Here is a 24,129-nt window from a genome sequence, read left to right on the forward strand (position 1 = left end):
GGCCCGAACCGCAGGTCAGGGCCGACGACGACGCTGGGGACGGGCCTGCGGACGAGTCCGGGGCCCCCGGCAGCCCCGCCCCCGCCTCCTCGCCCGCACCCTCCCCTCTCCGCCTGCTCCTCTCCCGCGTCCGTCCGCACCGGGGCGTTCTCGTCCGCGCCGGCCTGCTCTCGCTCGCCGGGTCCGGGGCGGGGCTGGCGATGCCGTTGACGGCGAAGTACGCGGTGGACGCGTTCGCCGCCGACCGCTCGCCCGTGGGCCCGCTCGTCGCGTTGACCGCGCTCGTGCTGGCCGGGGCCTGCCTCTCCGCGTACGGGCGCTATCTCATGGCCCGTACGGGAGAAGGCGTCGTCCTGCGGGCACGCGACCAACTCGTGGGCCGCATCATGCGGTTGACGGTCCCGGCGGTGGACCGGCTGACTCCGGGCGACCTCCAGTCGCGCGTCACCAGTGACACGACCCTGCTGCGCACGGTCCTCTCCAGCGGTCTGGTCGAATCGTTCAACAGCGTGCTGATGCTGCTCGGCACGATCGCCTTCATGGCGTACATGGACCTGACGCTGCTCGGCGTGACCCTCGTCGTGATCGTCGGCATCGGGGCCGTGACGTCCCTGCTGATGCCGCGCATCCAGCGGGCCCAGCTCCGGGCGCAGGAGGCCGTGGGCGCGATGGGCGCGGCGCTGGACCGGGTGCTCCAGGCGTTCCGTACGGTCAAGGCGAGCGGGGCGGAGGAGCGGGAGACGGCGGCCGTGGCAGCGGCGGCCCGGCACGCGCACGACCGGGGCGTCGCGGTGGCGCGGTGGTCCTCGGTCTCCGACGTCACGATGATGATGTCGATCCAGCTGGCGTTCCTGGCGGTGCTCGGCGTGGGCGGCGCACGGGTCGCCTCCGGTTCGCTGGAGATATCGTCGCTGATCGCGTTCCTGCTGTACCTCTTCTACCTGATGGGCCCGATCGGCGGCCTGGTCGAGGGCTGGACGGGCCTGCAGAGCGGGCTTGCGGCGGTGCGCAGGATCGACGAGGTGGAGTCGCTGCCCGGCGAACCGGCCACGCCCCCCGCGCCCGTACGGCAGCAGACCGCCCCCGCGCTCGTACGGGACCAGGCCCCCGCGACACCGCTCGGCGTCGCGTTCCAGGACGTGGCCTTCGGCTACGGGGACGAGCGCGCCCCCGCCCACCGGGGCGTCACGTTCGATGTGCCGGCGGGCGGGATGGTGGCGCTGGTGGGCCCGTCGGGTGCGGGCAAGTCCACGGTGTTCAGCCTGCTGGAACGGTTCTACGACCACGACGGCGGCACGATCACCGTGGACGGCCGGGACATCCGGGACTGGCCGCTGGCCGAACTGCGGGGCGCACTGGCGTACGTGGAACAGGACGCGCCGGTCCTCGCCGGGACGCTGCGGGAGAACCTGCTCTTCGCCGCCCCGGACGCCGACGAAGGGGCGCTGGTGTCGGCGGTCGCCCGCACGCGGCTGGACACCCTGGTCGAGCGGCTGCCCGAGGGACTGGACACGGCGGTCGGCCACCGGGGCGTCACTCTCTCCGGCGGTGAGCGCCAGCGCATCGCCATCGCTCGGGCGCTGCTGCGCCGCCCCCGCCTGCTGCTGCTCGACGAGGTGACCTCGCAGCTGGACGCGGTCAACGAACAGGCCCTCCGGGACGTCATCCTCGAACTGGCGCAACAGACGACGGTGTTGGTCATCGCGCACCGCCTGTCCACGGTCCGGCACGCGGACCGCATCGTGGTCCTGGAGGAGGGCCGGGTCCGCCGCGCGGGCACGCATGACGAGCTGATCGTCGAGGACGAGCTGTACCGCGAACTGGCGACGACCCAGCTGGCGGCGGACGCGCGGTGAGGGGCCGCCGGGCGGCGGCCCGGCGGAGTGAGCGCAGCTGAGGGAGGGCATGGGGCGTGGCGAGGGCGGAGAGGGACGAGGGCGCGGAGGACACGGATTCCCCGGCTGTCACGCGCGGTGCGGGCGCGGAGGACACGGATTCCCCGGCTGTCACGCGCGGTCCGGGCGTGGAGCTGACCGCCCGGTTCGCCGCGGAGGTCGACTGGTCGCTGGTGGTCGATCCGGCCGATCCCCACGGCTTCGGGCCGTACGGGCCGGACCTCCTGGTACGGCTCTGGTCGCCCGACCGGCGGACGGCCGCAGACGCCTGCGCCGACCTCCACTTCGCGTGCTGCGGCGACGGCAGTTCGGTGCGGCCCGCGGCCCCCGAGGTGCTTCCGTTCCTCGTCCAGGCGGTACAGGACCCGGTCGTGAAGGTGCGTTCGCAGATCCTGGCCACGCTCGCCGTGCTCGCCCGCGCGGGGAACACCGCCCGTACCGCCCGGCCCGATCCGAAGCTCGGCGGGTGGCGGCCCACCGCTCCCGCCACCTGGCCCGCGGCCTGGGGCCGGGCTGTCGACGCGCTGCTGCCGCAGCTCGCCGCCGACGACGAAGATGTACGGATCGGGGTGGTGTCGGTTCTCGCACGGGCCACCGACCGGGCGGACGACGTCATCGACGGCATCCGGGACCGTTTCGCCTGCGAACCGAACCGGTCGGTGGCCGAGCAACTCGTGCTCGCGGTGGGCGAACTCGCCGGCCACGCGGTCGACCGGCGCGAGGAGGCCATCTCCTGGCTGCGGCAGAGGATGGGCGACACCGGGAAGCGCGAGGAGCCCGACATCGACGGCGACATCGACGTGTGGCTCGCCTGGTACGAACAGTACGGGCACGATGTCCGGCTGTCCGCGGTCGTCGCGCTGCGCCGTGTCCTGCCCGGCCACCCGGACCCGGCGTACGCCCGGACCACCGCCGATGTGCTGCTCGGACCGTCACTCTCCGACGCCCCCCGCCACCGGGGCTCCCGCTCTTCGTACGTCGAGCGGGTCACCGCCGCGGACGCGCAACTCGACGGCGACCTGCCGGGGCGGCTCGTTCTCGCGCGGGGACTGCTGCGCCAGGAGACCGCCGCCCACCACGAGGGCGGTCTGCGGATCGCGGCGGCCCTGATGTCCGGGTGGCGTTCGGCCGTACCGGAACTCCTGCCGGACGTGGCCCAGCTCATCGACACGGCCGACCCGGCGAACCGTGCCTTCGCTCTGCGACTCCTCGCCATGTGCGGTGCCGCGGCCCGCCCTTGGGCCGACCGGGTGGCGGCGCACCTCGCCGAGGAGGACGAACCGTACGAGCCCGCGCGGCGGTACGCGGTGTGGGCGCTGAGCCGGATGGGGGACGAGCGGTGCCTGGCACCGCTGGTCGCCGGGCTGCTGTCCGGCCGGTCCATGGGGTTCGCGGTGTGGCCCCCCACCACCTCCACCTGCGCCTGGGAGGAGAGCGACCTCAACTACCCGGAAGCTCTGCGTCTGTTCGGTGCTCACGCCGGGGTGCTCCTCGGCCCTCTGCTGGCGCGGGCCAGGTCCGCCCCGTCCTCCGAACAGGGCGCGTACTACGCGATCGTGCGGCGGTGGCACCTTGAGGGAGCCCCCGTGGTCGAGCGGCTGGTCGAGCTGTTGGACGAGAACGAGAACGAGAACGAGAACGAGGGCGAGCGGCAGGGCGACGGCGAGGGACAGGGCGACGGCGAGGGCCAGGGACAGGGCGAGGGGCAGGGCCAGGGTGACGGCGAGGGACAGGGCGAGGGCCAGGGACAGGGCGAGGGCGAGCCGTGGACCGTGGCGGTGCAGGCCCTGAGCCTGCTGGACGCGGGCCCCGTCGCGGCGGCCCACCGTGACCGGCTGCGGGAACGACTGGGCCCGCCGCGGTTCTGGCCGGACACCACGCGGGTCGACCCGTTCGTCCACTTCGCCCTGACCGGCGACGGCGAACCCTTGTTGGCCGTGCTGGACGTGCTGGACACCGCCGGGGAGAGCCGTGGCCCGTTCGGCGGGCTGGGCGCCACGGCCACCGACCGGGACCGCGTTCGCGCCTGTGCGGCGCTGGGGCCGCTCGCGTCCGGTGCGGTGGACTGGCTGCGCGGACTGTTCCGGGAAGCTCTCCGCGAGAAGCCCCGCCACCCGTCCTCCACGCCGAAGGGAGCCGTGGAGACGGCTCGGGCCCTGTGGCGGGTGACCGGCGATGCGGACGAAGTCGTGCCCGCGCTGCTGGAGTTGACCGCGACCAGCGCGCGGCAGGCGTACGCGACTCCGGGAGGCGTCGGGCCCCTGCTCCTGCTCGCCGAGGTCGCCGCCACGCATCCGCCCGTGGCTGACCAGGTGGCGGAGCGGCTGTACGCCACCGCGCGGGCGCGTGTCGAGGGCGACTGCCGCTCCGAGGCGCTGAAGGTCCTCCGGGCCCTGTGGGAGCTGACTCGGGACGGGCGGCGGATCGCCCCGGTTCTGGTCGAGCTGGTGCGGATCTGCCCGCCCGGCGGCTACCCGCCCACGATCGTCGAACCCCTGGACCTTCTCGCCGAGGTCGCCACGGCCGACCCGGCCTGCGCGGCGGACGCGGCCCCACGGGTGCGGTACCTGCTCGACACCGATGAGCGCCCGGTCAGCCACGGCCAGTGGCGCGCCGTCCTCAGCGACGAGTCGGTGCTGGCGGCGGTGCGGAGAGTCCTCGACGCGGCGGAGGGCGCGGAGGCGTAGGCCGTACGGGCGTCACCGTACGGGTGCCCCCTCCGGTCCGGGGCGCCCGCGATGGACCTTCCGGTGCTGTGACGACTGTCACTCGGATGTCCTCGGGGGTCGTGTCGACCGGATCCCGCTCGCCGGGCGTATACCCGGTGAAGCGAAAGATCCGGGAGCGACTTTTGACCGTCGAGGAGTTCGAAGAGTTCTACGCCCGGGCGGTCGCGCGTCTCACAGGCCAGCTGTACGTGATGACCGGTGACCTCCAGGAGGCGCAGGACGTCGTGCAGGAAGCCTTCGTCAAGGCGTGGGTCCGGCGCGGGCGGCTGGAGCGCGAGGGGCAGCCCGAGGCGTGGATCCGTACGGTCGCCTGGCGTCTCGCGGTGAGCCGCTGGCGTTTCCGGCGGCGTTCGGCGGACGCGTGGGGCCGGGGGAGCGCGCAGTTCCCGGAGCATGTCGCGCCGCCGGGCCCGGACCATGTGGCGCTGGTCGCCGCGCTCCGGGAACTGCCCGCGCAGCAGCGGCGGACCCTGACCCTGCACTACCTGTGCGACCTCACGGTCGAGCAGATCGCCGGGGAGACCGGGCTTTCCACCAGCACGATCAAGACGCATCTGGTCCGCGGCAGGGCGGCGCTCGCCCACCGGTTGCAGGACCCCCGCATCGAGGAGGCACGTGATGTCTGAACGGCGGGATCCGTTGCGGTCCCTGTTCCGGGAGGCCGGCGAGTTCGGACAGATCCGCGTTGGCGCGGACGACGCGGCGGGGATCACCCGGCGCGGCATGCGCGCCCAGCGCCGCCGGATGGCCGTGGTCGCGGTGGGCGTCTGCCTGGTCGTCGGCGGGGGCGGCGCGGCGGCGGTGGGCCTGCTGCCGGTACGGCCGGAACCGGTCGCCCCCGCCACGAGCCCGACGCCCAGCTACCCGTCCCCCGTACCCTCCGACCGCTCACCGACCCATCCTCCGACGTCACCGTCACCGACCAGGACGTTCCCCGGCGGACCGAGGAGTACGGGGAGTGCGGGGAGTACGGGGGCGGAGGATCCGTCGGGTCGCCCGGACGGACGGCCCACGCGGACGAGTGCCGGCATCAGCAGGACAGCGTCGCCGCAGACCCCGCCGACGGCCACGGCTTCGGCGACGGCTTCGGCGATGTCGGATGGGGCCGAGTCGATGAACTGACTCCGGCGGCGTCGGCGTCGGCGTCGGCGTCGATCCGGTCCTGATCCCGATCTTGACTCAGATGGGGACAGGCAGCGCTCTCCTTCCCCTTCCCCTCTCCTTCCCATCTCTCCCGCTTCCTCTCCCCGTGCCCCGGCGGCTTCCCCGGGCGGTCCCGTACGCCTACGCCTCGGCGTCTCCGTGAGGCGCGCCCGAAAGGTGCCCGAGTTGACCACGCTCTCCCCCGGCCCACGGCTACCCGACTCCCACCCGGCGGCGGCCCCCGAGCCCCGGTACTCCATGCGCACCGAAGGCCGGCAGCCTGCCGTGCCGCCCGAGGGCTGGGGACTCCTCGCGCCGCCCGAGGGTGGGGGAGTTGCTGCGGGCGGCGGCCCCGGCCCCGGGCCCGGCCCCGGACCCGGTCCTCGGGTGGGGTGGCTGCGCCGGGTGGCGGCGCGGCTGACCCCCGCCGACCGCACCGTGCTGGGGCTTTACCTCCTGACGCGCCTATCCCTGTGGCTCACGGCCCACCTCGCCCGCTGGCTGTTCCCCGCCCAGTCCGGCGCACGGGAGGCGGCCCCGGTCCTGGCGCCCTTCCAGCAGTGGGACGCGAACCACTACCTCCACATAGCGCGCGACGGCTACTTCCCGGCGGGCGCGGGCCCGTGGACCAGCGGCTGGGACAACCGGGAGGCGTTCTTCCCCGGTTACCCCCTCGTCCTCCGGGCCGTGCACACGGCCGTCCCGGACTGGACGGCGGCCGGTCTGCTGATCTCGTTCGTCGCGGGGGCCGTGGCGGTCGTGGCCCTGGCCCGTATCGCGCGGGCGTACCTGCCGGAGGGCGCGGCGGGCTCCCGCACAGCCCTCTTCTTCCTCCTTTCCCCCTGCGCGGTGTTCCTGGCGGCGGGCTACACGGAGGCGCTGTTCCTCGCGTGTGCGCTGCCCGCCTGGCTGGCGGCGATGAAGCACCGCTGGGCGCTCGCCGCCGTGCTGACCGCGCTGGGGACGACGGTACGGATCAGCGGCCTGTTCCTCGCGGCGGCCATCGGGCTGCTGTTCCTCCTGACGGCGGCACGGGAGCGGGAGAGGCGGAGGAGCCGGCGGGCGGCGGGCTGGACCCTGCTTCCGGCGCTGCCCCCGGCCGCGTACAGCTGGTACCTCCACACGCACACCGGTGACTGGATGGCGTGGAAGCACGCGCAGGAACGCGGCTGGTACCGAACGTTCCACACGCCCTGGGAGGCGTGGGGGAACACATGGGCCGGGGCGTTCGGCCGGACGCAGACGACGGGCTACGCCCTCATGTTCCAGGCGGAGTTGGCGGCGATGCTGGTCGGCCTCGCACTGGCGGCCGTACTCCTGTACCGGCGCCGCTGGCCCGAGGCGGTGTACGTGGCCCTCAGCCTGTGGGCGCTCGGCACGTCGTACTGGTACACGTCCATCCCGCGCGCGACACTGCTGTGGTGGCCGCTGTGGATCGGCCTGGCGGCGCTGAGCCTGAGCCGGCCGTGGTTCAGAACGGTGTACCTGTGCGTGGCGGCCCCGGTGACCACGCTGGTCGCGCTGACGTTCCTGACGGGGAGATGGGCGGGGTGAGCGAGGCGATGCACCGTCCGCTGACCGTTGCCTGCCGCGCCTGCGCTCGCCGTCGGCTGTCGAGCGGACGGCGGCTTCCCCCTGAGCAGGCCCGATGGCGGCGAACTGATTGGTGTGGGCTGAGGACGAGTTGGAACGTTGGAGGGTGACCGCATCCATCGCACAGCTCAGTGACCCCCACCTCACGATGGTGGTGCTGAGCAGCGCACGCATCAGCGTGCCAATGCTGGAGCCGGCCAGTGGCGTCCTGCTCTCGGGCCGCTCTGGTGCCTGCGAGCCGGTAACACTCCGTGCAGGTCTCGGTGATGTTCCGCCGAAGGCGGGGCGGTCGATGACGGCGGGCCAGTTCGGTCTGCTGGCGCCGCCCCGGAAGGAGCTACTCGATGTTTTGAGTGCCGCCGCGAGTCAGCTACGCGCTGTTGTTCGGTGCCGACTGGATGCCAGTAGCCCCAATCCGAACAGAACAAGAGCCGCGATCCACGCGGGCATGCTCCCGGATGGATAGAGCGTGAGAGCCCACCACTCAGCTGCCGGCTTCCCGGAAGGGTGGAACGCGCGGCCGAGACTGGCGCTGATCAACAGGAGGAGCAGGCAGATTCCACCGGCTGCTGCCTCGTTACTGACCCGACGTACGACCAGAGCCACAGCGATGAGCAGCATCAGGTTGCGTGGGATGTCCATGCCCAAGATGAAGCCCAGCAGATGAGACACCGTCACAGCGGCTGTGATGGCCACGAGGTCCCAGCGGTCAACACGCACGACCGCTGTCCTCTCGGGAGCGTCCAGACGGCGCTCAAGGCAGTAGAGGACGGTCCCGATGACGATGAGCGGTGTGAAGTACTGGACGCGCGTACTGACCATGCCGCCAAGAAATGCCGGTACGGGGATTTCCGTCCCGCCAAGTATCCAGCAGATCACTGCCAGCAGCAGGAGGGCCAGGGACACGGTCCACCAGCGTCGTACGACGGAAAAGTAGAGCTTCACGTCGTCCCTCCCACACAGTGGGTCTGGTCTTGGGCGGCCTTGGTGAACCACTGGGCCTGCTGCTCGTCCGGAAGCTGCCGGATGCGCTGGACCTGCGTCCAGTCCTGCTCAGGGACACTCGCACGCACGTCTTCTTCGTCTATGCCTACGACCAGTAGCGCCCAGGTGTCGGCCAGGTACGGCTGGCGGCAGTCACGTATGCCGTGCAGTGCGGCGACGCCGGCGACGGCCGATCGAGCGAGGTCGACGCGGAGTTGCTCGGTGCTGTTCTCCGGCGACCAGTACAGAGGCCAAACACCGGGTTCGGGGTCGAGGTCATCGGAGGCCAGCCGCAGCGTTCGGGGCGAGGGCACGCCAGAGGCTCGCAGGTCTTCCAGCGCAGGCAGGGAGCTGTGGCGCAGATGGGAGGCCTTCTCCTTGTACTCCTCGGGCAGGCAGAGCGTCGGCGACCTGCCGACGCATACGGTGTGGCCGACACGCGCATGCGCGAGCGGGCTGTGCCCCCAGTCCGATACCAGGTTCCTGCCCGCGATGATCGTCGCCGCCAGAACGGCCACGCTCGCCACGACCAGCCAAGGCCTGCGGCGTACGCCCACGATGAGCACGACGGCCACAGTGAGTCCTGCAGTGACCAACCAGGGAATGAGATAGACGAGCGGGTCCAGAGTGTCGGTGAGGGTCGAGTTCTCGATGACGAAGCCGTTCAGGTGCCGCCATGCCGGGGCACCCATGGACTGCGGTATCGCCAGCCACACCCAGCTGCCGACCGCAGCGATCAACGCGGCCACAGCGCGTGGGCACAGCAGCCCCACCACCCAGCCGATGACTATCCAGGCGCAGGGGAGGACCAACAGGTGCCCAACGGCGAGCAGACCGGAAGCGCTCGGCCAGACCCCGACAGCGATCCTGGCCATGATCAGGGCGCCAACGACAAGGACGAGGTGCAGTGCGAAGACCGGTCGGGACGCCCACAACCACTGGCGTACCGGACCTCGGGAGCCGACCCTCCGCAGGTCTTCCACGTGCCGGTGGCGGCCGGCTTCCCAGGCGGCGGACCCGGCTACTGCCGGAGCGATCGCTGTGATGCCCCACGAGGCGAACTCGCCCGATACCAGGCCGTAGCCGTGAACTCCCCAGAAATTTCCCTCCGTGACGAAGCTTTTCAGATAGAGGAGCGCCGGGAGGACCAGCCAGGGCGCGGATGATGCACGAAGGTTCCCGAGAGAGATCACTGTTCCACCGATCCCAGCAGCGCTGAATAGGCGCTCTCCAGGCGTCGTCCCGGTACGCTCTCCGGATCGGCATAGTTGGCGAATTCGGCTACGCCGCCCTGAAATCTCGGGGCACCGTTCTCGAGGACCACGACCTCGTCGAAGGCCTGATCCAGGTCGGCAATGTCATGTGTGGAAACGATGACGTGCACACTACCTCTCAGCTCGACGAGCAGGTCGTGGAACCGGCGGCGCTGGGCAGGATCCAGGCCTACCGTGGGTTCGTCGAGAAGCAAGAGTTCCGCGTCGTGCACCAACGCCTGGGCAATGGCCAGCCGTTGCTGTTGCCCTCCCGAGAGGGTTGAAACCTTGTCCTTGATCTTTGTCGTCAGCCCGACACGCTCGATCGCTGCGGGAGCGGCACGCCAGGCGTCACGTTCCCGCATCCCCTTGAGCCAGCCGACGTAGGCAACGTGCTCCCGACAGGTCATCCTCGGAAGGAAGCTGGCGCGCTGGGGCAACCAGGAAATCTTGCGCCGGTAGGACTGCAGAGTCCTGGTGTTGGTGGACTGCAACTCGCCGAAGCGGACCTTGCCTTCCAGCGGAAGGTGCGCGCTCGCTCCTAGCGCAAGGAGCGTGCTCTTCCCCGCTCCGTTGGGGCCCAGAAGGACGGTGTTGCCCGGCGAGAAACTCAAGTCGAGTCTGTCGATGACAGGGCGTGTCCTGCGGCTGTAGCGGAACGTGCAGGACTGGTAGTGCAACGGCATGGGTCAACCTCATCGACGGGACTCGTCCCCGGCCTCGCGGTGGACGCGAGGCCGGGGACGGTGAGATTAGTAGGAAACGGCCAGGTACTTGACCGAAACGTATGATCCTCCGCCGTCATTGACGACGAAGTAGTAGTCTCCGGCCCCGTGGTCGTTCCAGTTTCCCGTGGAGGTCGACGTGGAGCTCTGGAAGCACTTCGTGAATGCAGCCTTGGTGTAGTCCGTGTCAGGGAAGTTGTTGACGACCTTGTAGAGGGTGACGTTTACAACTGTGTACCCTCCCGCCGTGCACCCTGTGAACTTGATCGTGGTGCCGGTGGAGGAACTCGGCTGGTACCACCGGCGGGACTCATAGTTCGGGCCGACGCTGCTCAGGCTGCTGTCCCAGCTCCCCGCCTGAGCCGGTGCGGAGAATATGCCGACGATCGTGACGGCGCTGAGCAGCACTATGGCTGCCCGACGGGCCGAGGCCCGCAGCGTCATGACACGCGCGTGGAGAGATCTCACGAGTACATTCCATTCGTTCGCGGGTCGAATCCGGGCACGCGAAAGAGGAATGTCCCCCTCCCCCGGAAGGCATGCCCGCCCCGACAGGAGCGCCATGATCCTGTCACATGCCAAACGGTGAGATCGTAAAGTTGATGGACGGAATTGATCAACGGCTACTTTCGGTCATGGCTTGGAACTGGTCGACATCCGCAGGCCCCGGCGTGGTCAAGGGGCCACTCCCGCGCACGCGGGGACCCTATCTGCTTTCGCGCGGCGAATCGAGACGATTATGGGCCACCTCCGCGCATGCGGGGAACTCTTGTTCGTGACCTGCCGGTTCAGGTGGCCGAGGGACCGTTTTTGCTTACTTCTTGAGGAACGTGCAGTGGCACCTTCATTGTGAAGCTGGCGTGTTCGGAGTTCGGTGGTAGCCGTAATTCTGTCCGCCGTCTGCTCTGTGGTGGGGCTGCTGTGGAATGACCCTCGACATTGATGCGCGAGACAGCGTTCATCCGCTGCGGGGGCACAGGCCGACCGGAAGGAAAGGGCCATGTGGGCGTCCACGGCAGCGGTCCCGGCAGAGGTGTTGGCCGAATTTCTGGCCGCTTCCGCCTGCGCGGGTGAAACACCCATCGGGCGCCACGGCTTCAGGCGGGCGCACAACCGCAAGTCATGGCGTCCGCTCGGCGAAGCGGACGCCTCTTCCCCTGCTTCACCTCGGCGGGTCCTCGCCCGTCAGCCCGTCGATCGATTCGCGGATGAGGTCGGCGTGGCCGGTGTGGCGGGCGTATTCCTCCAAGAGGTCCAGGAGGATGCGGCGCAGGTTGGGGCGTTCGCCGGTTCGGGTGGTGTAGGCGCCCAGTTGGTCCAGGCCGCCCTTGCCGAGGGCTTCCTCGACGATGGTTCGGGAGCGGGTGACGGATTGCTGCCAGAGCGCGCGGAGTTGCTCCGGAGTGTCGTCGGCCGCCGAGCGGTAGTCCCAGTCGGGCGTGGTCTCCCAGTCGACGGTGTTCCAGGGCGCGCCGACCGGGGCGTTGAGCCACAGCCGGGCGAAGTGGCTGTCCTCCACGTGTGCCAGGTGCTTGAGGAGGCCGCCCAGGGTGAGCGTGGACGTACCGAGGGTGGTGCGGAGGCCGGAGGCGTCCAGGCCGGAGCACTTCCAGGCCAGGGTGGCCCGCTGGCGTTCCAGGGCGCCGATGATGGCTCGTGCCTCGGTGCCGGCGAGGGGAGGTTCCGGCCATGTCCCGGCGGTGTTCTCAGTCATGGCCGCTGACCTTAGCGAACGTGGCTGACAGCTGCGCCGGGCAGGGCCGGACGCTGACGGACGACCGGCGATCGATGCGTGATCCCCTGTGCGCCGTGGCCGATGGCTGACCGGTGATATCCGGTGGGCGACGCGAGTCGGACGCTGTCCGTACGTCGAGCGGTGCGAGGGAGCAGTGCGGCGGTGCCGGTCCTACCTCACTGTCTCTCTCGTTCCAGTTCGTACACCCGGCACACATCCGGGTCGCCGAGCTTGGCGAACAGCATCGGTGGTGTATCCGCCTCGCTCTTGCCGACCTCCAACTGCTGCAAGGGCGGCCCCGGTTGTCCCGCCTCGCGGTCCTCGAAGCTCAGGCGGACGCGCCCGGCCTCGCCGGGGGCGCTCACCACCGACCACGTCCCCTCTCCGTCGATGGAGGGAGCGTCCTGAGCGAGAATGCCGACGCCATTCCCGGCGGGCCAGTCGCGGGCCGTGAACGTGACGGTGGTGCCACCGATGTTCGTCAGCGTGAGCTGGGACCCGTGGGGGCCGGCATACGTGCCGTACAGGTCCATCTGGCTGACCTCGTCCAGAGCGGGCGGCCCGCAGCGGGCGGCCTCGGAGCAGCCGGCAGTGAGGGACAGGGAGAGCGCCGCCAGGGCGGCTGCCGCGGGGAGGTGGCGGCCGGCCGGCCGCCGGGCGCGGTTCACGATGTCCTCCCGGGGATACGTTCGGTCCAGGTGACCGTCTGGCTGACCGCGCTCGTCATCGGGCCATCGGCGATCTCCGCGTACTTCAGCCAGTCGTAGTAGCCGATGTAGTGCAGCGCCGATTCCGAGCTGGTCGTGTTGTTCAGTGTGTATTCGACCACCAGCGAACCGTCAGGATCCGTGCCCCGCACGACGTAGTCCACGTTGTACGAGCCCATGAACGCCTCGCCCAGGTGGTCGGGGTCGTTGGTGACGATGGCCGGCAGGTCCTCGGTGAGCAGTTTCTTCCCCGCCTCGACCTTGCCGGACGCGGAGATGGAGAAGGCCGCCTGCCCCTCCTTCTCGCCGGTCGCCTCCCACTGCTCGACCGTCTGCTTCCGGATGTCCTTCATGCTCTCCATGGACTGCATCAGGTTGGCCATCCGGTCACCGTTGGTGAAGTCCTTGTGGCGGGGGCCGATGCCGGTGACGTAGTCCAGGCCCAGTCCGTAGGGGCTGTCGTCCTTGGTCTCGGGATAGGGGTCCTTCCCCGACAGCGCGCGGTGGTACGCGTTGTACTCGTCGACACTGATCCGGTCGGTCGTGTCGATCGAGCTGTGCCGGGGGCTGGTGTTGAACCACGCGCCGAGGCCGACGTCCGCCATGAGCGCCATGGAGAGGCCCTGGTCCGCGGTGATGCCCCGGCGGACGATCTCGTTGATCTCCTCCTGCGCCAGTTCGGCGTAGCGGGCGCTGTGGACGCGCTGCCCCATGGGGATCTGCTGCTCGGACGTGATGTACCCGGAGACCCTGCCCGAGGCGTCCACCGCCAGCCCCTGGTCCTGGGCCCGCCGCACCGCATCCTTCAGATCGCGGCGGATGACCTTGAGGTCGGCCACCGCGTCGTCGATGACGCCTGCCAGCGCTTCGGCCACCTTGTTCGCGGCGGCCAGCTGACGGGCGATGTCGTCGATCAGCGACCAGGCGTGCGGAGCCGCCGCACCTTCCCAGTACCCCTTGTCCCGCAGCGGCTTGAGGACCTCGTCCATCATCCGCTTCGGCAACTTCTCCGTACGGGTGTGGGCGTCCCGCCACGCGTCGGCGAGGCTGTCCAGGACCGAGAGGTCGGTGTCGAGCAGTTCGCGGTAGAAGGCGGGCATCAGCCGTAGGTCCTCAGAACGCTGAACTGCTGATCGACGCCCTGGTTGGTCGAGGTGTACGTGTGCGAGGAGGCGCGCAGGCTCTCCGCGATGCGGGTCAGCCACGTCTCGGCGGCCTTCGACTGGTTCTGCCAGTTCTTCAACGAGGTCCGCAGAGCCGCCGCGCTCTCCCAGCCCGCCAGCTCACGTGCGGCCTTCCCGGTCGGCTCGTCCACCGATCGGGCCGGCTGGTGGAAGCCGTCGAAGATCCGGTCGGCCGCTCCCGCCGCCTTGGTGAGGATGCCTTCCGCGATGACGAGCCGGGGCCCGAAGCCCGGAGGAGGGGCTCCGAGCGGCGGCGGGTCCAGCGGGCCGCGCGCGCCGGGTGGCAGAGGCGCGTAGGGCAGTGGTTCGCCGCCGCTTCCGGCGGCCGGTTCCCTGGTCATGTGTGAGGTTCTCTTCCATCCGTCAGGACGCCCCCGTAGGCCGATCCTTTACCCAGGCTAAGGGGGCGGACGAGACGGTTGTGGCGCCCGGGGTGCCTTTGGGTCGCCTCAAGGGGCCTCAGCCCGCCCCCTCCCGGCCGGCGTCGTGACCGGTCCCGCTGTTCCACTCGTGCGCGGCCACCACCAGGCACACCGCGACCAGGACCACGTTCTTGACGACGTACTGCCCCTCCATCGTCGGTGCGGGGGAGTGGGGCTGCCACATGGCGTCGGGCAGGAGGAGCAGCGTCGAGAACACGCCGCCCATGTGGAGGAAGAACGCGATCAGGGCGGGCCGGAGCAGGCGGCGGCCGATGATCAGGCCGATGCCGATGGCCGTCTCCAGCGCCGCGAGCGAGAGCAGCAGCACCGTCTCCGGTACCAGGCCCAGCGTCATCTTCGTCGCCGCGTCCACGGCCAGGTGTTCCGCCGGGCTCGCCGAGGGGAACAGCTTCAGGACGCCGAAGCCGACGAAGACGATGCCCACGGTCACCCTCAGCAGCGCGTACGCGTGGGTGTTGACGTGGTCGGCCAGCCACTGGAGCGCTCGTGCGCCGGTGGCCGCCGCTGTGGCCCGCGTCCGTTCATCGGCGGGACCGGCCCCGTCCTGGTGCAGCGGGGCGTGGGGCGGGGCGTGGGGGGTTCCGCCGGGCGGGGGCAGGCTCGGCTCTGCTGTGTAGCTCCTCATGTGCGATCTCCCGCTGTGTCCGTGGGGGTGGGAAGAAGCGTGCATGGGCAGGTCCGCGCAGGTCCGCGGGGCCCGCCTGGTGGGGCGGTACGGCGAAGCGTCGGCTGTGCCGCTTCAGCGCACGGGATGCGGGCCTTTCGCTGGGGGTGGGCGCGGCCGGCCGGGGGACATGGGCGAGGCAGGGGCGGCTCGGGTGCCGCCGCCGACTGCCTCTCACTGCTTGGTCTAGACCATACGGGCGGGGGTGAGGAGGTCAAGGGGTGAGGTACGTCACCGCTGTCGGAGGCCATGCATTCGCGCCAAGTTGCAGCGGGTCGGCCGCAGTTGTGTGGTACGCGCCTGCTGGTGCCGGTCCGGCCGTCCGGTCGGCGTGGGCCGGGCGACCTTCGCCCCAGGTGCCGACGCGGACCGGCTCCGGGGCGCCTCGCTGCTGATCAGCTCTGTTTCCCCGGTCGGCCTCGTGGTCCTCCCCGGAGCGGGCTCCGCCGTCGGTCTGCTCGCGGTCTCTTCCGGCCATACGGGCGGCCCTTCCTCGACCGGGTCCGCCGACCGCCGACTCGCCGGACACCACCGGGGATTCATCCGGCCGAAAGCCGCCCGGACGATTCCGGTACGAAACGCACATCACTCGCCCCGTCCACCCGGCCACGGGGAAGGGCCCCACCACGGGCGGGGCCGGTGCGGGCAAGAGGGGCCTGGGCAGTCGGGCGGGGCCGGGACATGCGAGAGATTCCGGGACACGCGGGAGGGTCCGGGACACGCGGGAGGGTCCGGGACACGCGGGAGGGTCCGGGGCACGCGGGAGGGTCCGGGGCACGCGGGAGGGTCCGGGACACGTATCCCGGACCCTCCACGAAACCCCCGGTTCCAGGCCGTCGGCCCGCCAGGTGGCACCCCGGTGGTCTGTCCTCCGGACCTCCGGACCTCCGGACCTCCGGACCTCCGGCCTGCGCGCCGTCAGCCCTCCAGGCCGCCGCGCGCGATCACGTCGGCGTACCAGCGCGCGCTGTCCTTCGCCGTGCGCCGCTGGGACGCGAAGTCGACGTGCACGATGCCGAACCGCTTGCTGTACCCGTACGCCCACTCGAAGTTGTCCAGCAGCGACCACAGGAAGTACCCGCGTACGTCCACCCCGTCCGCGATCGCCCGGTGCACCGCCGTCAGGTGCGCGTCCAGGTACGCCACCCGCTCCGGGTCGTGCACGTCACCTTCCGGGTCCGCGTAGTCGTCGTACGCCGCCCCGTTCTCCGTCACCAGCACCGGCAGCGCCGGGAACTCGTCGCGCAGCCGGGTCAGCAGTTCGTACAGGCCGTTCGCGTCCACCGGCCAGTCCATCGCCGTGCGCGGACCCTCCGCCGGGGTGAACGCCACGTGCCGCTCCGCGCCCGCCCACGGCGACGGCGACCCCGACGAACCCGCCGACACCACGCTCGGCGAGTAGTAGTTGATGCCCAGCGAGTCGATCGGCGTCGATGTCACCTCCAGGTCGCCGTCCTGCACGAACGACCAGTCCGTCACCGCCGCCGTGTCCGCCACCAGGTCCTGCGGCAGCCTGCCGTGGAAGACCGGGTCCAGGAAGATCCGGTTCGCCACCGCGTCGATCCGGCGCACCGCGTCCCGGTCCGCGTCGGTGTCGTTCAGCGGGCGCAGGGCGTGCAGGTTCAGGGTCAGCGAGATCTCCGCCGTCTCCGGCAGCCGGTCACGCAGCACCCGCGCCCCCGCCCCGTGCGCCAGGTTCAGGTGGTGGGCGGCGCGCAGGGCCGCCAGGTCGTCGGTGCGGCCGGGGGCGTGGACCCCGTTCCCGTACCCGAGGAACGCCGCGCACCACGGTTCGTTCAGCGTCGTCCACGTCGGCACCCGGTCGCCCAGCGCCCCCGCCACCAGGCCCGCGTACTCCGCGAACCGGTGCGCCGTGTCCCGCTCCGGCCAGCCGCCCGCGTCCTCCAGCTCCTGCGGCAGGTCCCAGTGGTAGAGCGTCACGACCGGTCTGATGCCTGCCGCCAGCAGCTCGTCCACCAGCCGGCGGTAGAAGTCCAGGCCGCGTTCGACCGCCGGGCCCCGGCCGGTCGGCTGCACCCGCGGCCAGGAGACGGAGAACCGGTAGTCGGTGACGCCCAGTTCCTTCATCAGGCGGACGTCCTCGGGCATCCGGTGCAGATGGTCGGCGGCGATGTCGCCGGTGTCGCCGTTGCGCACCTTGCCGGGCGTCCGGCTGAACGTGTCCCAGATCGACGGCGTACGGCCGTCCTCGGCGGCCCCGCCCTCGATCTGGTACGCGGCGGTGGCCGTGCCCCACCGGAACCCGGTCGGGAAGCGGAGCACCGTACCGGTCTCGGGAAGGGCGTCCTCGGCGGTCGCCGGGCGGGAATCGACAGCGGTCATGAGACGGACACTCCAGAGTGAGGGGAGGAGGGATGACGAGGAGAGAGTGAGGGGCGTTCGGGCGGACGCCGACGGCGGAAGGAGAGGAGCGGAAAGGAGAAGAGAGGAGGGGAGGAGGGCGAAGGACCAGAACGGGAACGGGAACGGGAACGGGACGGGACCGGGAACGGGGGGCATCAGTGACGGGCGGGCGGGGGTGACGCTTCGGCCGGCCCCCGGGTGAAGGCGCTCCCGTCAGCCCTTCACCGCGCCCTGCATGATCCCGCCGACGATCTGCCGGCCCAGCAGTCCGAACACCAGCAGGACCGGCAACGTGCCGAGCAGCGTGCCGGCCATGATCACCGACTGGTCGTTGACGTACCCGCCGCCGAGTTGCCGCAGCGCCACCTGCACGGTCGGCTCCTGCGAGGACAGCGCGATGATCGGCCAGAAGAAGTCGTTCCACGCGGTCATGAACGTGAGCATCCCGAGCACCGCCATCCCCGGCCGCGCGATCGGGATCACGATCGACCAGAAGATGCGGGCCGTGGACGCCCCGTCCACCCGGGCCGCCTCGATCAGCTCGTCCGGCAGCGACTGCACGAGGTACTGGCGCATGAAGAACACCCCGAACGCCGACACCAGGCCCGGCAGGATCACCGCCTGGAGCTGGTTCACCCACTGGAGTTCGGCGATCAGCATGAAGAGGGGGATCACCCCGAGCTGCGGCGGGATCATCATCGTCCCGATCGTCAGCGTCAGCAGCGCGTTGCGGCCCTTGAACCTCAGCTTGGCGAAGGCGAATCCGGCCAGCGTGCAGCACAGGACCGTGCCGATCGTGATCGAACCCGACACGATCAGCGAGTTCAGCAGCGCCTTGCCGATGTCCGCCTCGTCGAGGACCTGCTCGAAGTTCTTGATCAGGTTCGGGCCCGGCAGGAGGCTCGGTGGCACCTTCGCCATGTCCGCGTTGGACCGGCTGGCCGCGACGATCGTCCAGTAGAACGGGAACGCGGATATCAGCAGCGCGACGCCGAGGATCACGTAGGAGAGCCAGCCGGCCTTCATCGTGCGGCCCGCGCCTCCGCGGCGGACGCGCCTGCCGGGCGGTGGGGTCTGCGGCGGACCGTCCTTCTCCGGGGCGGCCGGCGGTGCGGCGAGCGCGGTCATCGGCCGGCCTCCTTGCGTGCGCGGCGGCGCACGAGCAGGGCGTTGGCCCCGACGAGCACCACGATCAGGACGAACATCACCCAGGCGATGGCCGCGGCCCGGCCCAGGTGGAAGAAGCCCCAGCCCTGCTCGTACATGTACAGGCCGAGCGTCTGGTACTGGTGCGAGATCCCGCCCGAGATCGATCCCTCGAACAGCAGTGGTTCACCGAAGAGTTGAGTCGCCCCGATGGTGGAGATGATCACCGTGAAGACGATCGTGGGGCGCAGGCCGGGCAGCGTCACGTGCACGAACTGCCGCCAGCGCGAGGCCCCGTCCATCTCCGCAGCCTCGTACAGCTCGTGCGGGATGGACTGCATGCCCGCCAGGTAGATCAGCGCGTTGTAGCCGGTCCACCGCCAGATCACGATCGAGGACACCGCGATCTGCGAGGCCACGGTGCCGGTCTGCCAGTCCACCGGGTCGAAACCCACCAGCCCCAGCGCGTAGTTGATCAGCCCGAAGTCCTTGCCGAAGAGCTGCGCGAAGACCAGCGTGGCGGCGGCGACGGAGGTCGCGTACGGGAGCAGGATCGCGGTCCGCACGAACGTCCGCCCGCGCAGCTTGTAGTTGAGCAGGTGCGCGAGGCCCAGCGCCATCGCCAGCTGCGGAACCGTGGACAGCACGCCGATGGTGAACGTGTTGCGCAGCGAGGTCCAGAAGAACTCGTCGGTGAACAGCGCCGTGTAGTTGGCGATGCCCCGCCACTCCATCTCGCCGCTCGTCTGGAGTTCGACCCGGTAGAGGGAGACGAACGCGGTGTAGAGGAGCGGGAAGAGGCCGAAGGCCAGGAAGAGCGTGAAGAACGGGGCGATGTAGGCGTACGGGGACGCCTTGCGCCAGGTGCGCCGGAGCGCGGCGGCCCGGCCGTCGTCGGGGCCGGGACCGGGTCCGGCGGGGCTGCGGGGCCCGGCCTTCGCGGTGGCGGTGAGGGACACGGTTCGGCCCTTCGGGATCGGGGGCGAGGAGGTGATGCGGACGAGCGGGGGGGGGAGAGAGAGGCGGCGGGCTCGGTGGTGCCCGTCCCGCTCGTCGGGTGTACGGGGGCGGGACCGGGCCGCCCCCGTACCTCTGACAAGCGGGACGGCCCGGACCGGACCGGTGGCGTCCCGGCCCCACCCGGTGCGGAGAAGGCCGGGCGGCCGTGGCGGCGGCAGGTCAGCCGATCACGTTGTCCACGCCCTTCTTCGCCGTCCCCCACGCCTTCTCCGACGACACGCCCTTGCGCTCGACCTCGCTCAGCGCGTTCGTGATCTGCTGCATCACGTTCTGGTCGTGCACACCCAGCACCTGCACCGGGGACGCCTTGGCCGCCTCACCGAAGATCTGGCCGATCGGCGCGTCCGAGAAGTACGTGTCCTTCGCGCCCGCGATCTTCTCGATGGCGCCCGTCGAGGACGGGAAGTTGCCCTGCTTCTGGAAGACCTTCGCCTGCTGCTCGGGGGCGGTCAGCCACGCGATGAGCGCGTACGCCTCCTCCTTGTGCTTGGCCGCGCGCGGGATGGAGAGGTACGAGCCGCCCCAGTTGCCCGCGCCGCCGGGCAGCTTGGCGATGTCCCACTTGCCCTTGCCCGCGTCACCGGCCTGGCCCTTGACGTAGCCGAGCATCCAGGCCGGGCAGGGGATCGTCGCGAACGAACCGGCGGCGAACGCCTGGTTCCACTGCGGGGACCACTGGTCGAGCTTGGCGCTCAGGCCGGCCTCCGCCGCCTCGACGGAGGTGTCCCAGGCCGCCTTGACCGCCGGGTTCTTCTCGTAGATCAGCTCGCCGGAGGCGTCGTAGTAGCGCTCCTTCTCCTGGCCGATCATGATCCCGTAGAGCGAGCCGACGCTGTCCAGCCAGGCGCTCTTGGCGGGCGCCTTCTTCTTGTACTGCTTGCCCAGCTCCAGGTAGCCGTCCCACGTGGACCACTTCTTCGCGAGCTCCTCGCGGTCCGTGGGCAGCCCGGCCTGCTCGAAGAGGTCGGTGCGGTAGCACATCGCCTCGGGCCCGACGTCCGTGCCGAGGCCGAGGACCTTGCCGTCCTTCGTGGTCGCCGCCGACCACTTCGCCTCGGCGAACTCGCCCTTGAGCTTGTCGGCCCCGAACTCCTTCAGGTCCTGGAACTTGTCCGCCTGCTGCTGGGTGACCGACGCGATGCGGCCGACCTCCACACCCTGCACGTCCGCCAGGCCGCCGCCGCCCGCCAGCCGCGTCTGGAGCGACTTCCAGTAGTCCGCCTCGTCCTGGGTGTCGCTCTGCTTGATCGTGATGTTCGGGTTGAGCTTCTGGTACTCCTCGTACAGCCCGGCCTCCTTGAAGCCGAAGGACCCGAAGAGGTCGACGTTGAGCGTGACCTTTCCGCCCGCGCTGTCGGAGGTGTCCGACGAGTCGCCGGTTCCGCAGGCGGCGAGGAGGGCCCCGGCGAGGACGACCGCGCCGAGGCGGACGGTGGCTCTCTTGGCGGCTCGGGCGATGGGCATGGAAGCCTCCCTTGGCTTCGGGATGAACCGAGCGCCTTGAGAGCGCTCTCAAAACCTGCGTCTGGAGCGTCCCGCACCGCCCTCGCCCCGTCAAGACTCGAACACATAACAGCTTGGGATTGCGCCGCCCTCCCGCCCAACTGCCCTGCGTGCACGTTCTCTTGACACTGACGTTTCAGGAGTTTTACGTTCCTCGGCACATGAGAGCGCTCTCGAACGCGCTCTTCCCCCCATGATCGAGGTGCTGCTCGTGCGAACCTCCCTCTCCCGATCCGTTTCCCGCACCGCTCCCAGACCCGTGGCCGCCGCGCTCCTCGCCGTCGCCGTGGCCGCCGTGGGGCTGGGCCCCGCCGCCTCTCCCGCTGCCGCCGCCACCCTCCCCGCCGGTGCCGGCAGCTACACCGACTCCCGCCCCGCCGGTACCTCGGGCCCGACCACCGACACCGGTGCGCCCGTCACCCCGAAACTCACCACCGCCGCGCGCGACAAGCCGGTCCCGACCAACGACTGGTGGTCCTCGCTCGCCTTCCAGCGCTACGGCGACAACCCGTACAGCACCCCCCTGTACGGCCACCCGCTCACCTACCAGGCCAAGGCGTCCGGTCTGGAGGTCGGCTACCCGACCACGCCGGCGATCGTCGGCGACGGCCGCCAGTACGAGTACGCCCACAAGGCCGACCTGACCGTCGGGCTGAGCGGGCTGAACTCCCCGGACACCAAGGCCGACGCCTGGTCCGACTGGACGGTCACGCCCTACTGGGCCGACGGCTCCCGCACCTTCCGGGCCACCATCGGCCACGGCATGCCCTTCGTGTACGCCAAGGGCTCCGGCGGCGACGCCCGCGTCACCACCGCCTCCACGCCCACCGTCTTCTCCGACCAGGGCAACGTCCTCGGCATCACCGTCGCCGGGCACCACTACGCCCTCTTCGCCCCGAGCGGCAGCGACTGGAACGTCTCCGGCACCGCGATCACCGCCGGGCTGGGCTCCAAGGACTACTTCTCGCTCGCGGTGCTGCCTTCGCCGGACGCCCTCCCGACCTACCGGAAGTACGCCTTCAGCTTCGTCACCGGCTCCCAGGTGGCGTGGCAGTCCACCGGCGGAACGGTGAAGGCGACCTACAGCCTGACCACCGAGGCCAGGGAGGGCACCGAGCGCTCCACGCTCCAGGCCCTCTACCGCCACCAGTGGCTGCACACCACGGACGCGCTGACCCCGTACACGTACGTATCGCCGCGCGGCACGATGAAGGTCCGCGAGTCCGCGTCCTTCACCACCAGCCAGAAGAACAACGGCGTCGTGCCCGCCTTGCCCGCCTCCAGCGGTGTCGACAAGGCCCGGCTGACCGGCTACCTGAACGAGGTGGCGAACGCCGCCGACCCGTTCTCAGGGGCCACCGACACCTACTGGACCGGCAAGGCGCTCGGCCGCCTCGCCCAACTGGTGCCCGTGGCCGACCAGATCGGCCAGACCGCCACCCGCGACAAGCTCCTCGGCCTGATGAAGGGCCGGCTCCAGGAGTGGTTCACGGCGGGCGGGCCCAGTGAGTTCAGCTACGACAAGGACTGGAAGACCCTCACCGGCTACCCGGCCTCGTACGGCAGCGACACCGAACTCAACGACCACCACTTCCACTACAGCTACTACGTGTACGCGGCGGCGATCATCGCCCAGTACGACCAGGCGTGGGCCGCCGACCCGGCCTGGGGCACGATGGTCAAGCACCTGATCCGCGACGCCGCCAATCCCAGCCGCACCGACTCCGCCTACCCGTTCCTGCGCGGCTTCGACGTGTACGCGGGCCACAGCTGGGCCTCCGGCCACCAGGGCTTCGCGGCCGGCAACAACCAGGAGTCCTCCTCCGAGTCCATCAACCTCAGCGCCGGGCTCGTCCTGTGGGGCGCGGCCACCGGTGACAACGCGCTGCGGGACCTCGGCAGTTACCTGCTGACCACCGAGTCCGAGGCGATCACCCAGTACTGGTTCGACGCGAGCCAGCAGGTCTTCCCCGCCTCCTTCGGCCATGACACGGTCGGCATGGTCTGGGGCAGCGGCGGCGCGTACTCCACCTGGTGGACGGCCAACCCGGAGGAGATCCACGGCATCAACGTCCTCCCCGTGACCGGGGGTTCACTCCATCTCGCTCGTGAGAAGGCGGCCATCAAGCGGAACATCGCCGAGATGGAACGGGAGAACGGCGGACCCGCCCAGGAGTGGCGCGACCTGCTCTGGGAGTTCGAGTCGCTCTCCGACCCGGCGTCCGCCAAGGCCAAGTGGGACGGGGTGAACGGGAACTACACCCCGGAGCAGGGCGAGTCGAAGGCGCACACGTACCACTGGATCACCACCCTCGCCTCCGTCGGCGCACCCGACATGGGGGTCAGCGGCGACCTGCCGACCTCGGCGGTCTTCTCCAGGGACGGCACCCGCACCTACACCGCCCACAACCACGGCTCCACGGCCCGCACGGTCACCTTCTCGGACGGCAAGACCCTGTCCGTACCGGCCCGTTCGACCGCCACGAGCACCGGCCCCGGTGGTTCGAACCCCGATCCGGAGGAGCCCGGCGAGCCCTCCACCGGCAACACCTTCCGGCTGAAGTCCGGCGGCGTCCTCACCACCGCCACCACCGACCCGGCGGGTGTGGACACCATCGCCTCGGCGGACGGCGTCAACCGGGACGGCACCCCGTACCGGCCGAACGTCTACGAGGTGAAGAAGGTCAACGGCAAGGTCGCCGCGGGCGCGGCCACCGCGTTCCGCCTCCGGGTGGACGCGGGCACGAAGGTCGGCCTCGCCCCGCAGGTCCGGGTCAGCTACGACCTGACCGGCGACGGCACGTTCGACCGGACCGAGACCTTCCGCTACTTCGCGACCGACCCGGTCGACGGGTGGGAGGAGTACACCCAGGCGTCCGGCACGAAGGCCGTCACCGGAAGCCTCGGCGACCTCAGCAACGGCACGGTGCGGCTGGAGATCTGGAACGCGCTCGGCAACGGCACGTCCCAGGTGCAGACCGGCACGGACGCGGCGGTCCTGAAGATCCCGTACGTGTAGGCCGGACGCGGTGCCGTAAGCC

At 70.6% G+C, this 24,129-nt stretch carries 19 protein-coding genes; 6 read left to right on the forward strand and 13 right to left on the reverse strand.

The window, feature by feature from the left end; all coding sequences use genetic code 11:
- Positions 1-113: 113 nt before the first annotated feature.
- From QFZ71_RS16535 to QFZ71_RS16555, 5 genes are all read left to right on the forward strand, one after another.
- The gene (locus tag QFZ71_RS16535; protein ID WP_307671481.1) at positions 114-1,856 is read left to right on the forward strand and encodes an ABC transporter ATP-binding protein; all 1,743 of its coding nucleotides are present in this window, start codon (positions 114-116) and stop codon (positions 1,854-1,856) included.
- A 56-nt stretch (positions 1,857-1,912) separates the two neighbouring features.
- The gene (locus QFZ71_RS16540; protein WP_307668979.1) at positions 1,913-4,582 is read left to right on the forward strand and encodes a hypothetical protein; all 2,670 of its coding nucleotides are present in this window, start codon (positions 1,913-1,915) and stop codon (positions 4,580-4,582) included.
- A gap of 164 nt (positions 4,583-4,746) precedes the next feature.
- Positions 4,747-5,250 carry a SigE family RNA polymerase sigma factor gene (locus QFZ71_RS16545; RefSeq protein ID WP_307668980.1) on the forward strand — a complete coding sequence of 168 codons (504 nt, stop codon included), beginning with the start codon at positions 4,747-4,749 and terminating at the stop codon, positions 5,248-5,250.
- Positions 5,243-5,746 carry a hypothetical protein gene (locus QFZ71_RS16550; protein ID WP_307668981.1) on the forward strand — a complete coding sequence of 168 codons (504 nt, stop codon included), beginning with the start codon at positions 5,243-5,245 and terminating at the stop codon, positions 5,744-5,746. The genes QFZ71_RS16545 and QFZ71_RS16550 overlap by 8 nt, the downstream gene beginning before the upstream one ends.
- 306 nt (positions 5,747-6,052) lie before the next feature.
- Positions 6,053-7,321, forward strand: coding sequence for a mannosyltransferase family protein (locus QFZ71_RS16555; RefSeq protein ID WP_373465199.1), 1,269 nt, complete (start codon positions 6,053-6,055; stop codon positions 7,319-7,321).
- A 405-nt stretch (positions 7,322-7,726) separates the two neighbouring features.
- Here QFZ71_RS16555 and QFZ71_RS16560 read toward each other — a convergent pair whose 3' ends face one another.
- The 13 genes from QFZ71_RS16560 to QFZ71_RS16620 form a co-directional block, all read right to left on the reverse strand.
- Complete coding sequence (locus tag QFZ71_RS16560; RefSeq protein ID WP_307668983.1) at positions 7,727-8,305, reverse strand: hypothetical protein; 579 nt, start codon at positions 8,303-8,305, stop codon at positions 7,727-7,729.
- Positions 8,302-9,537: a hypothetical protein gene (locus QFZ71_RS16565; RefSeq protein WP_307668984.1), complete on the reverse strand. Its 1,236-nt coding sequence runs from the start codon at positions 9,535-9,537 to the stop codon at positions 8,302-8,304. Before QFZ71_RS16565 ends, QFZ71_RS16560 begins: the two co-directional genes overlap by 4 nt.
- Positions 9,534-10,283 (reverse strand): ATP-binding cassette domain-containing protein, encoded by a 750-nt coding sequence (locus tag QFZ71_RS16570; protein WP_307668985.1) that lies wholly within the window; start codon positions 10,281-10,283, stop codon positions 9,534-9,536. The genes QFZ71_RS16565 and QFZ71_RS16570 overlap by 4 nt, the downstream gene beginning before the upstream one ends.
- A 66-nt stretch (positions 10,284-10,349) precedes the next feature.
- Positions 10,350-10,790 (reverse strand): hypothetical protein, encoded by a 441-nt coding sequence (locus QFZ71_RS16575; protein ID WP_307668986.1) that lies wholly within the window; start codon positions 10,788-10,790, stop codon positions 10,350-10,352.
- A gap of 694 nt (positions 10,791-11,484) precedes the next feature.
- Positions 11,485-12,036: a DUF664 domain-containing protein gene (locus QFZ71_RS16580; RefSeq protein WP_307668987.1), complete on the reverse strand. Its 552-nt coding sequence runs from the start codon at positions 12,034-12,036 to the stop codon at positions 11,485-11,487.
- A gap of 197 nt (positions 12,037-12,233) precedes the next feature.
- Positions 12,234-12,725, reverse strand: coding sequence for a hypothetical protein (locus QFZ71_RS16585; protein WP_307668988.1), 492 nt, complete (start codon positions 12,723-12,725; stop codon positions 12,234-12,236).
- Entirely contained in the window at positions 12,722-13,864 is a 1,143-nt protein-coding gene (locus QFZ71_RS16590) for a hypothetical protein (protein WP_307668989.1), read from the reverse strand. Before QFZ71_RS16590 ends, QFZ71_RS16585 begins: the two co-directional genes overlap by 4 nt.
- Complete coding sequence (locus QFZ71_RS16595) at positions 13,864-14,289, reverse strand: hypothetical protein (protein WP_307668990.1); 426 nt, start codon at positions 14,287-14,289, stop codon at positions 13,864-13,866. The genes QFZ71_RS16590 and QFZ71_RS16595 overlap by 1 nt, the downstream gene beginning before the upstream one ends.
- 118 nt (positions 14,290-14,407) lie before the next feature.
- Complete coding sequence (locus tag QFZ71_RS16600; RefSeq protein WP_307668991.1) at positions 14,408-15,016, reverse strand: DUF417 family protein; 609 nt, start codon at positions 15,014-15,016, stop codon at positions 14,408-14,410.
- 957 nt (positions 15,017-15,973) lie between these two features.
- Positions 15,974-17,398, reverse strand: coding sequence for a GH1 family beta-glucosidase (locus QFZ71_RS16605; protein ID WP_307668992.1), 1,425 nt, complete (start codon positions 17,396-17,398; stop codon positions 15,974-15,976).
- Between the two features lie 234 nt (positions 17,399-17,632).
- Entirely contained in the window at positions 17,633-18,547 is a 915-nt protein-coding gene (locus tag QFZ71_RS16610; RefSeq protein WP_307668993.1) for a carbohydrate ABC transporter permease, read from the reverse strand.
- Entirely contained in the window at positions 18,544-19,524 is a 981-nt protein-coding gene (locus QFZ71_RS16615; RefSeq protein ID WP_307668994.1) for a carbohydrate ABC transporter permease, read from the reverse strand. Before QFZ71_RS16615 ends, QFZ71_RS16610 begins: the two co-directional genes overlap by 4 nt.
- 220 nt (positions 19,525-19,744) lie before the next feature.
- Complete coding sequence (locus QFZ71_RS16620; protein WP_307668995.1) at positions 19,745-21,049, reverse strand: ABC transporter substrate-binding protein; 1,305 nt, start codon at positions 21,047-21,049, stop codon at positions 19,745-19,747.
- Positions 21,050-21,281: 232 nt separating this feature from the next.
- On the opposite strand from QFZ71_RS16620, the gene QFZ71_RS16625 reads away from it, so the two are divergent.
- Positions 21,282-24,107: a glycosyl hydrolase gene (locus QFZ71_RS16625; protein ID WP_307668996.1), complete on the forward strand. Its 2,826-nt coding sequence runs from the start codon at positions 21,282-21,284 to the stop codon at positions 24,105-24,107.
- The last annotated feature ends 22 nt before the right edge of the window (positions 24,108-24,129 follow it).

It is taken from the genome of Streptomyces sp. V2I9 (assembly GCF_030817475.1).
Taxonomy (GTDB): Bacteria; Actinomycetota; Actinomycetes; order Streptomycetales; family Streptomycetaceae; genus Streptomyces.

Coding starts and splice junctions, on each gene's coding strand:
- QFZ71_RS16620 (WP_307668995.1), bottom strand. CDS start 21,049: ATGCCCATCGCCCGAGCCGCCAAGAGAGCCACCGTCCGCCTCGGCGCG.
- QFZ71_RS16600 (WP_307668991.1), bottom strand. CDS start 15,016: ATGAGGAGCTACACAGCAGAGCCGAGCCTGCCCCCGCCCGGCGGAACC.
- QFZ71_RS16590 (WP_307668989.1), bottom strand. CDS start 13,864: ATGCCCGCCTTCTACCGCGAACTGCTCGACACCGACCTCTCGGTCCTG.
- QFZ71_RS16625 (WP_307668996.1), top strand. CDS start 21,282: ATGATCGAGGTGCTGCTCGTGCGAACCTCCCTCTCCCGATCCGTTTCC.
- QFZ71_RS16610 (WP_307668993.1), bottom strand. CDS start 18,547: ATGACCGCGCTCGCCGCACCGCCGGCCGCCCCGGAGAAGGACGGTCCG.
- QFZ71_RS16550 (WP_307668981.1), top strand. CDS start 5,243: ATGTCTGAACGGCGGGATCCGTTGCGGTCCCTGTTCCGGGAGGCCGGC.
- QFZ71_RS16595 (WP_307668990.1), bottom strand. CDS start 14,289: ATGACCAGGGAACCGGCCGCCGGAAGCGGCGGCGAACCACTGCCCTAC.
- QFZ71_RS16605 (WP_307668992.1), bottom strand. CDS start 17,398: ATGACCGCTGTCGATTCCCGCCCGGCGACCGCCGAGGACGCCCTTCCC.
- QFZ71_RS16580 (WP_307668987.1), bottom strand. CDS start 12,036: ATGACTGAGAACACCGCCGGGACATGGCCGGAACCTCCCCTCGCCGGC.
- QFZ71_RS16570 (WP_307668985.1), bottom strand. CDS start 10,283: ATGCCGTTGCACTACCAGTCCTGCACGTTCCGCTACAGCCGCAGGACA.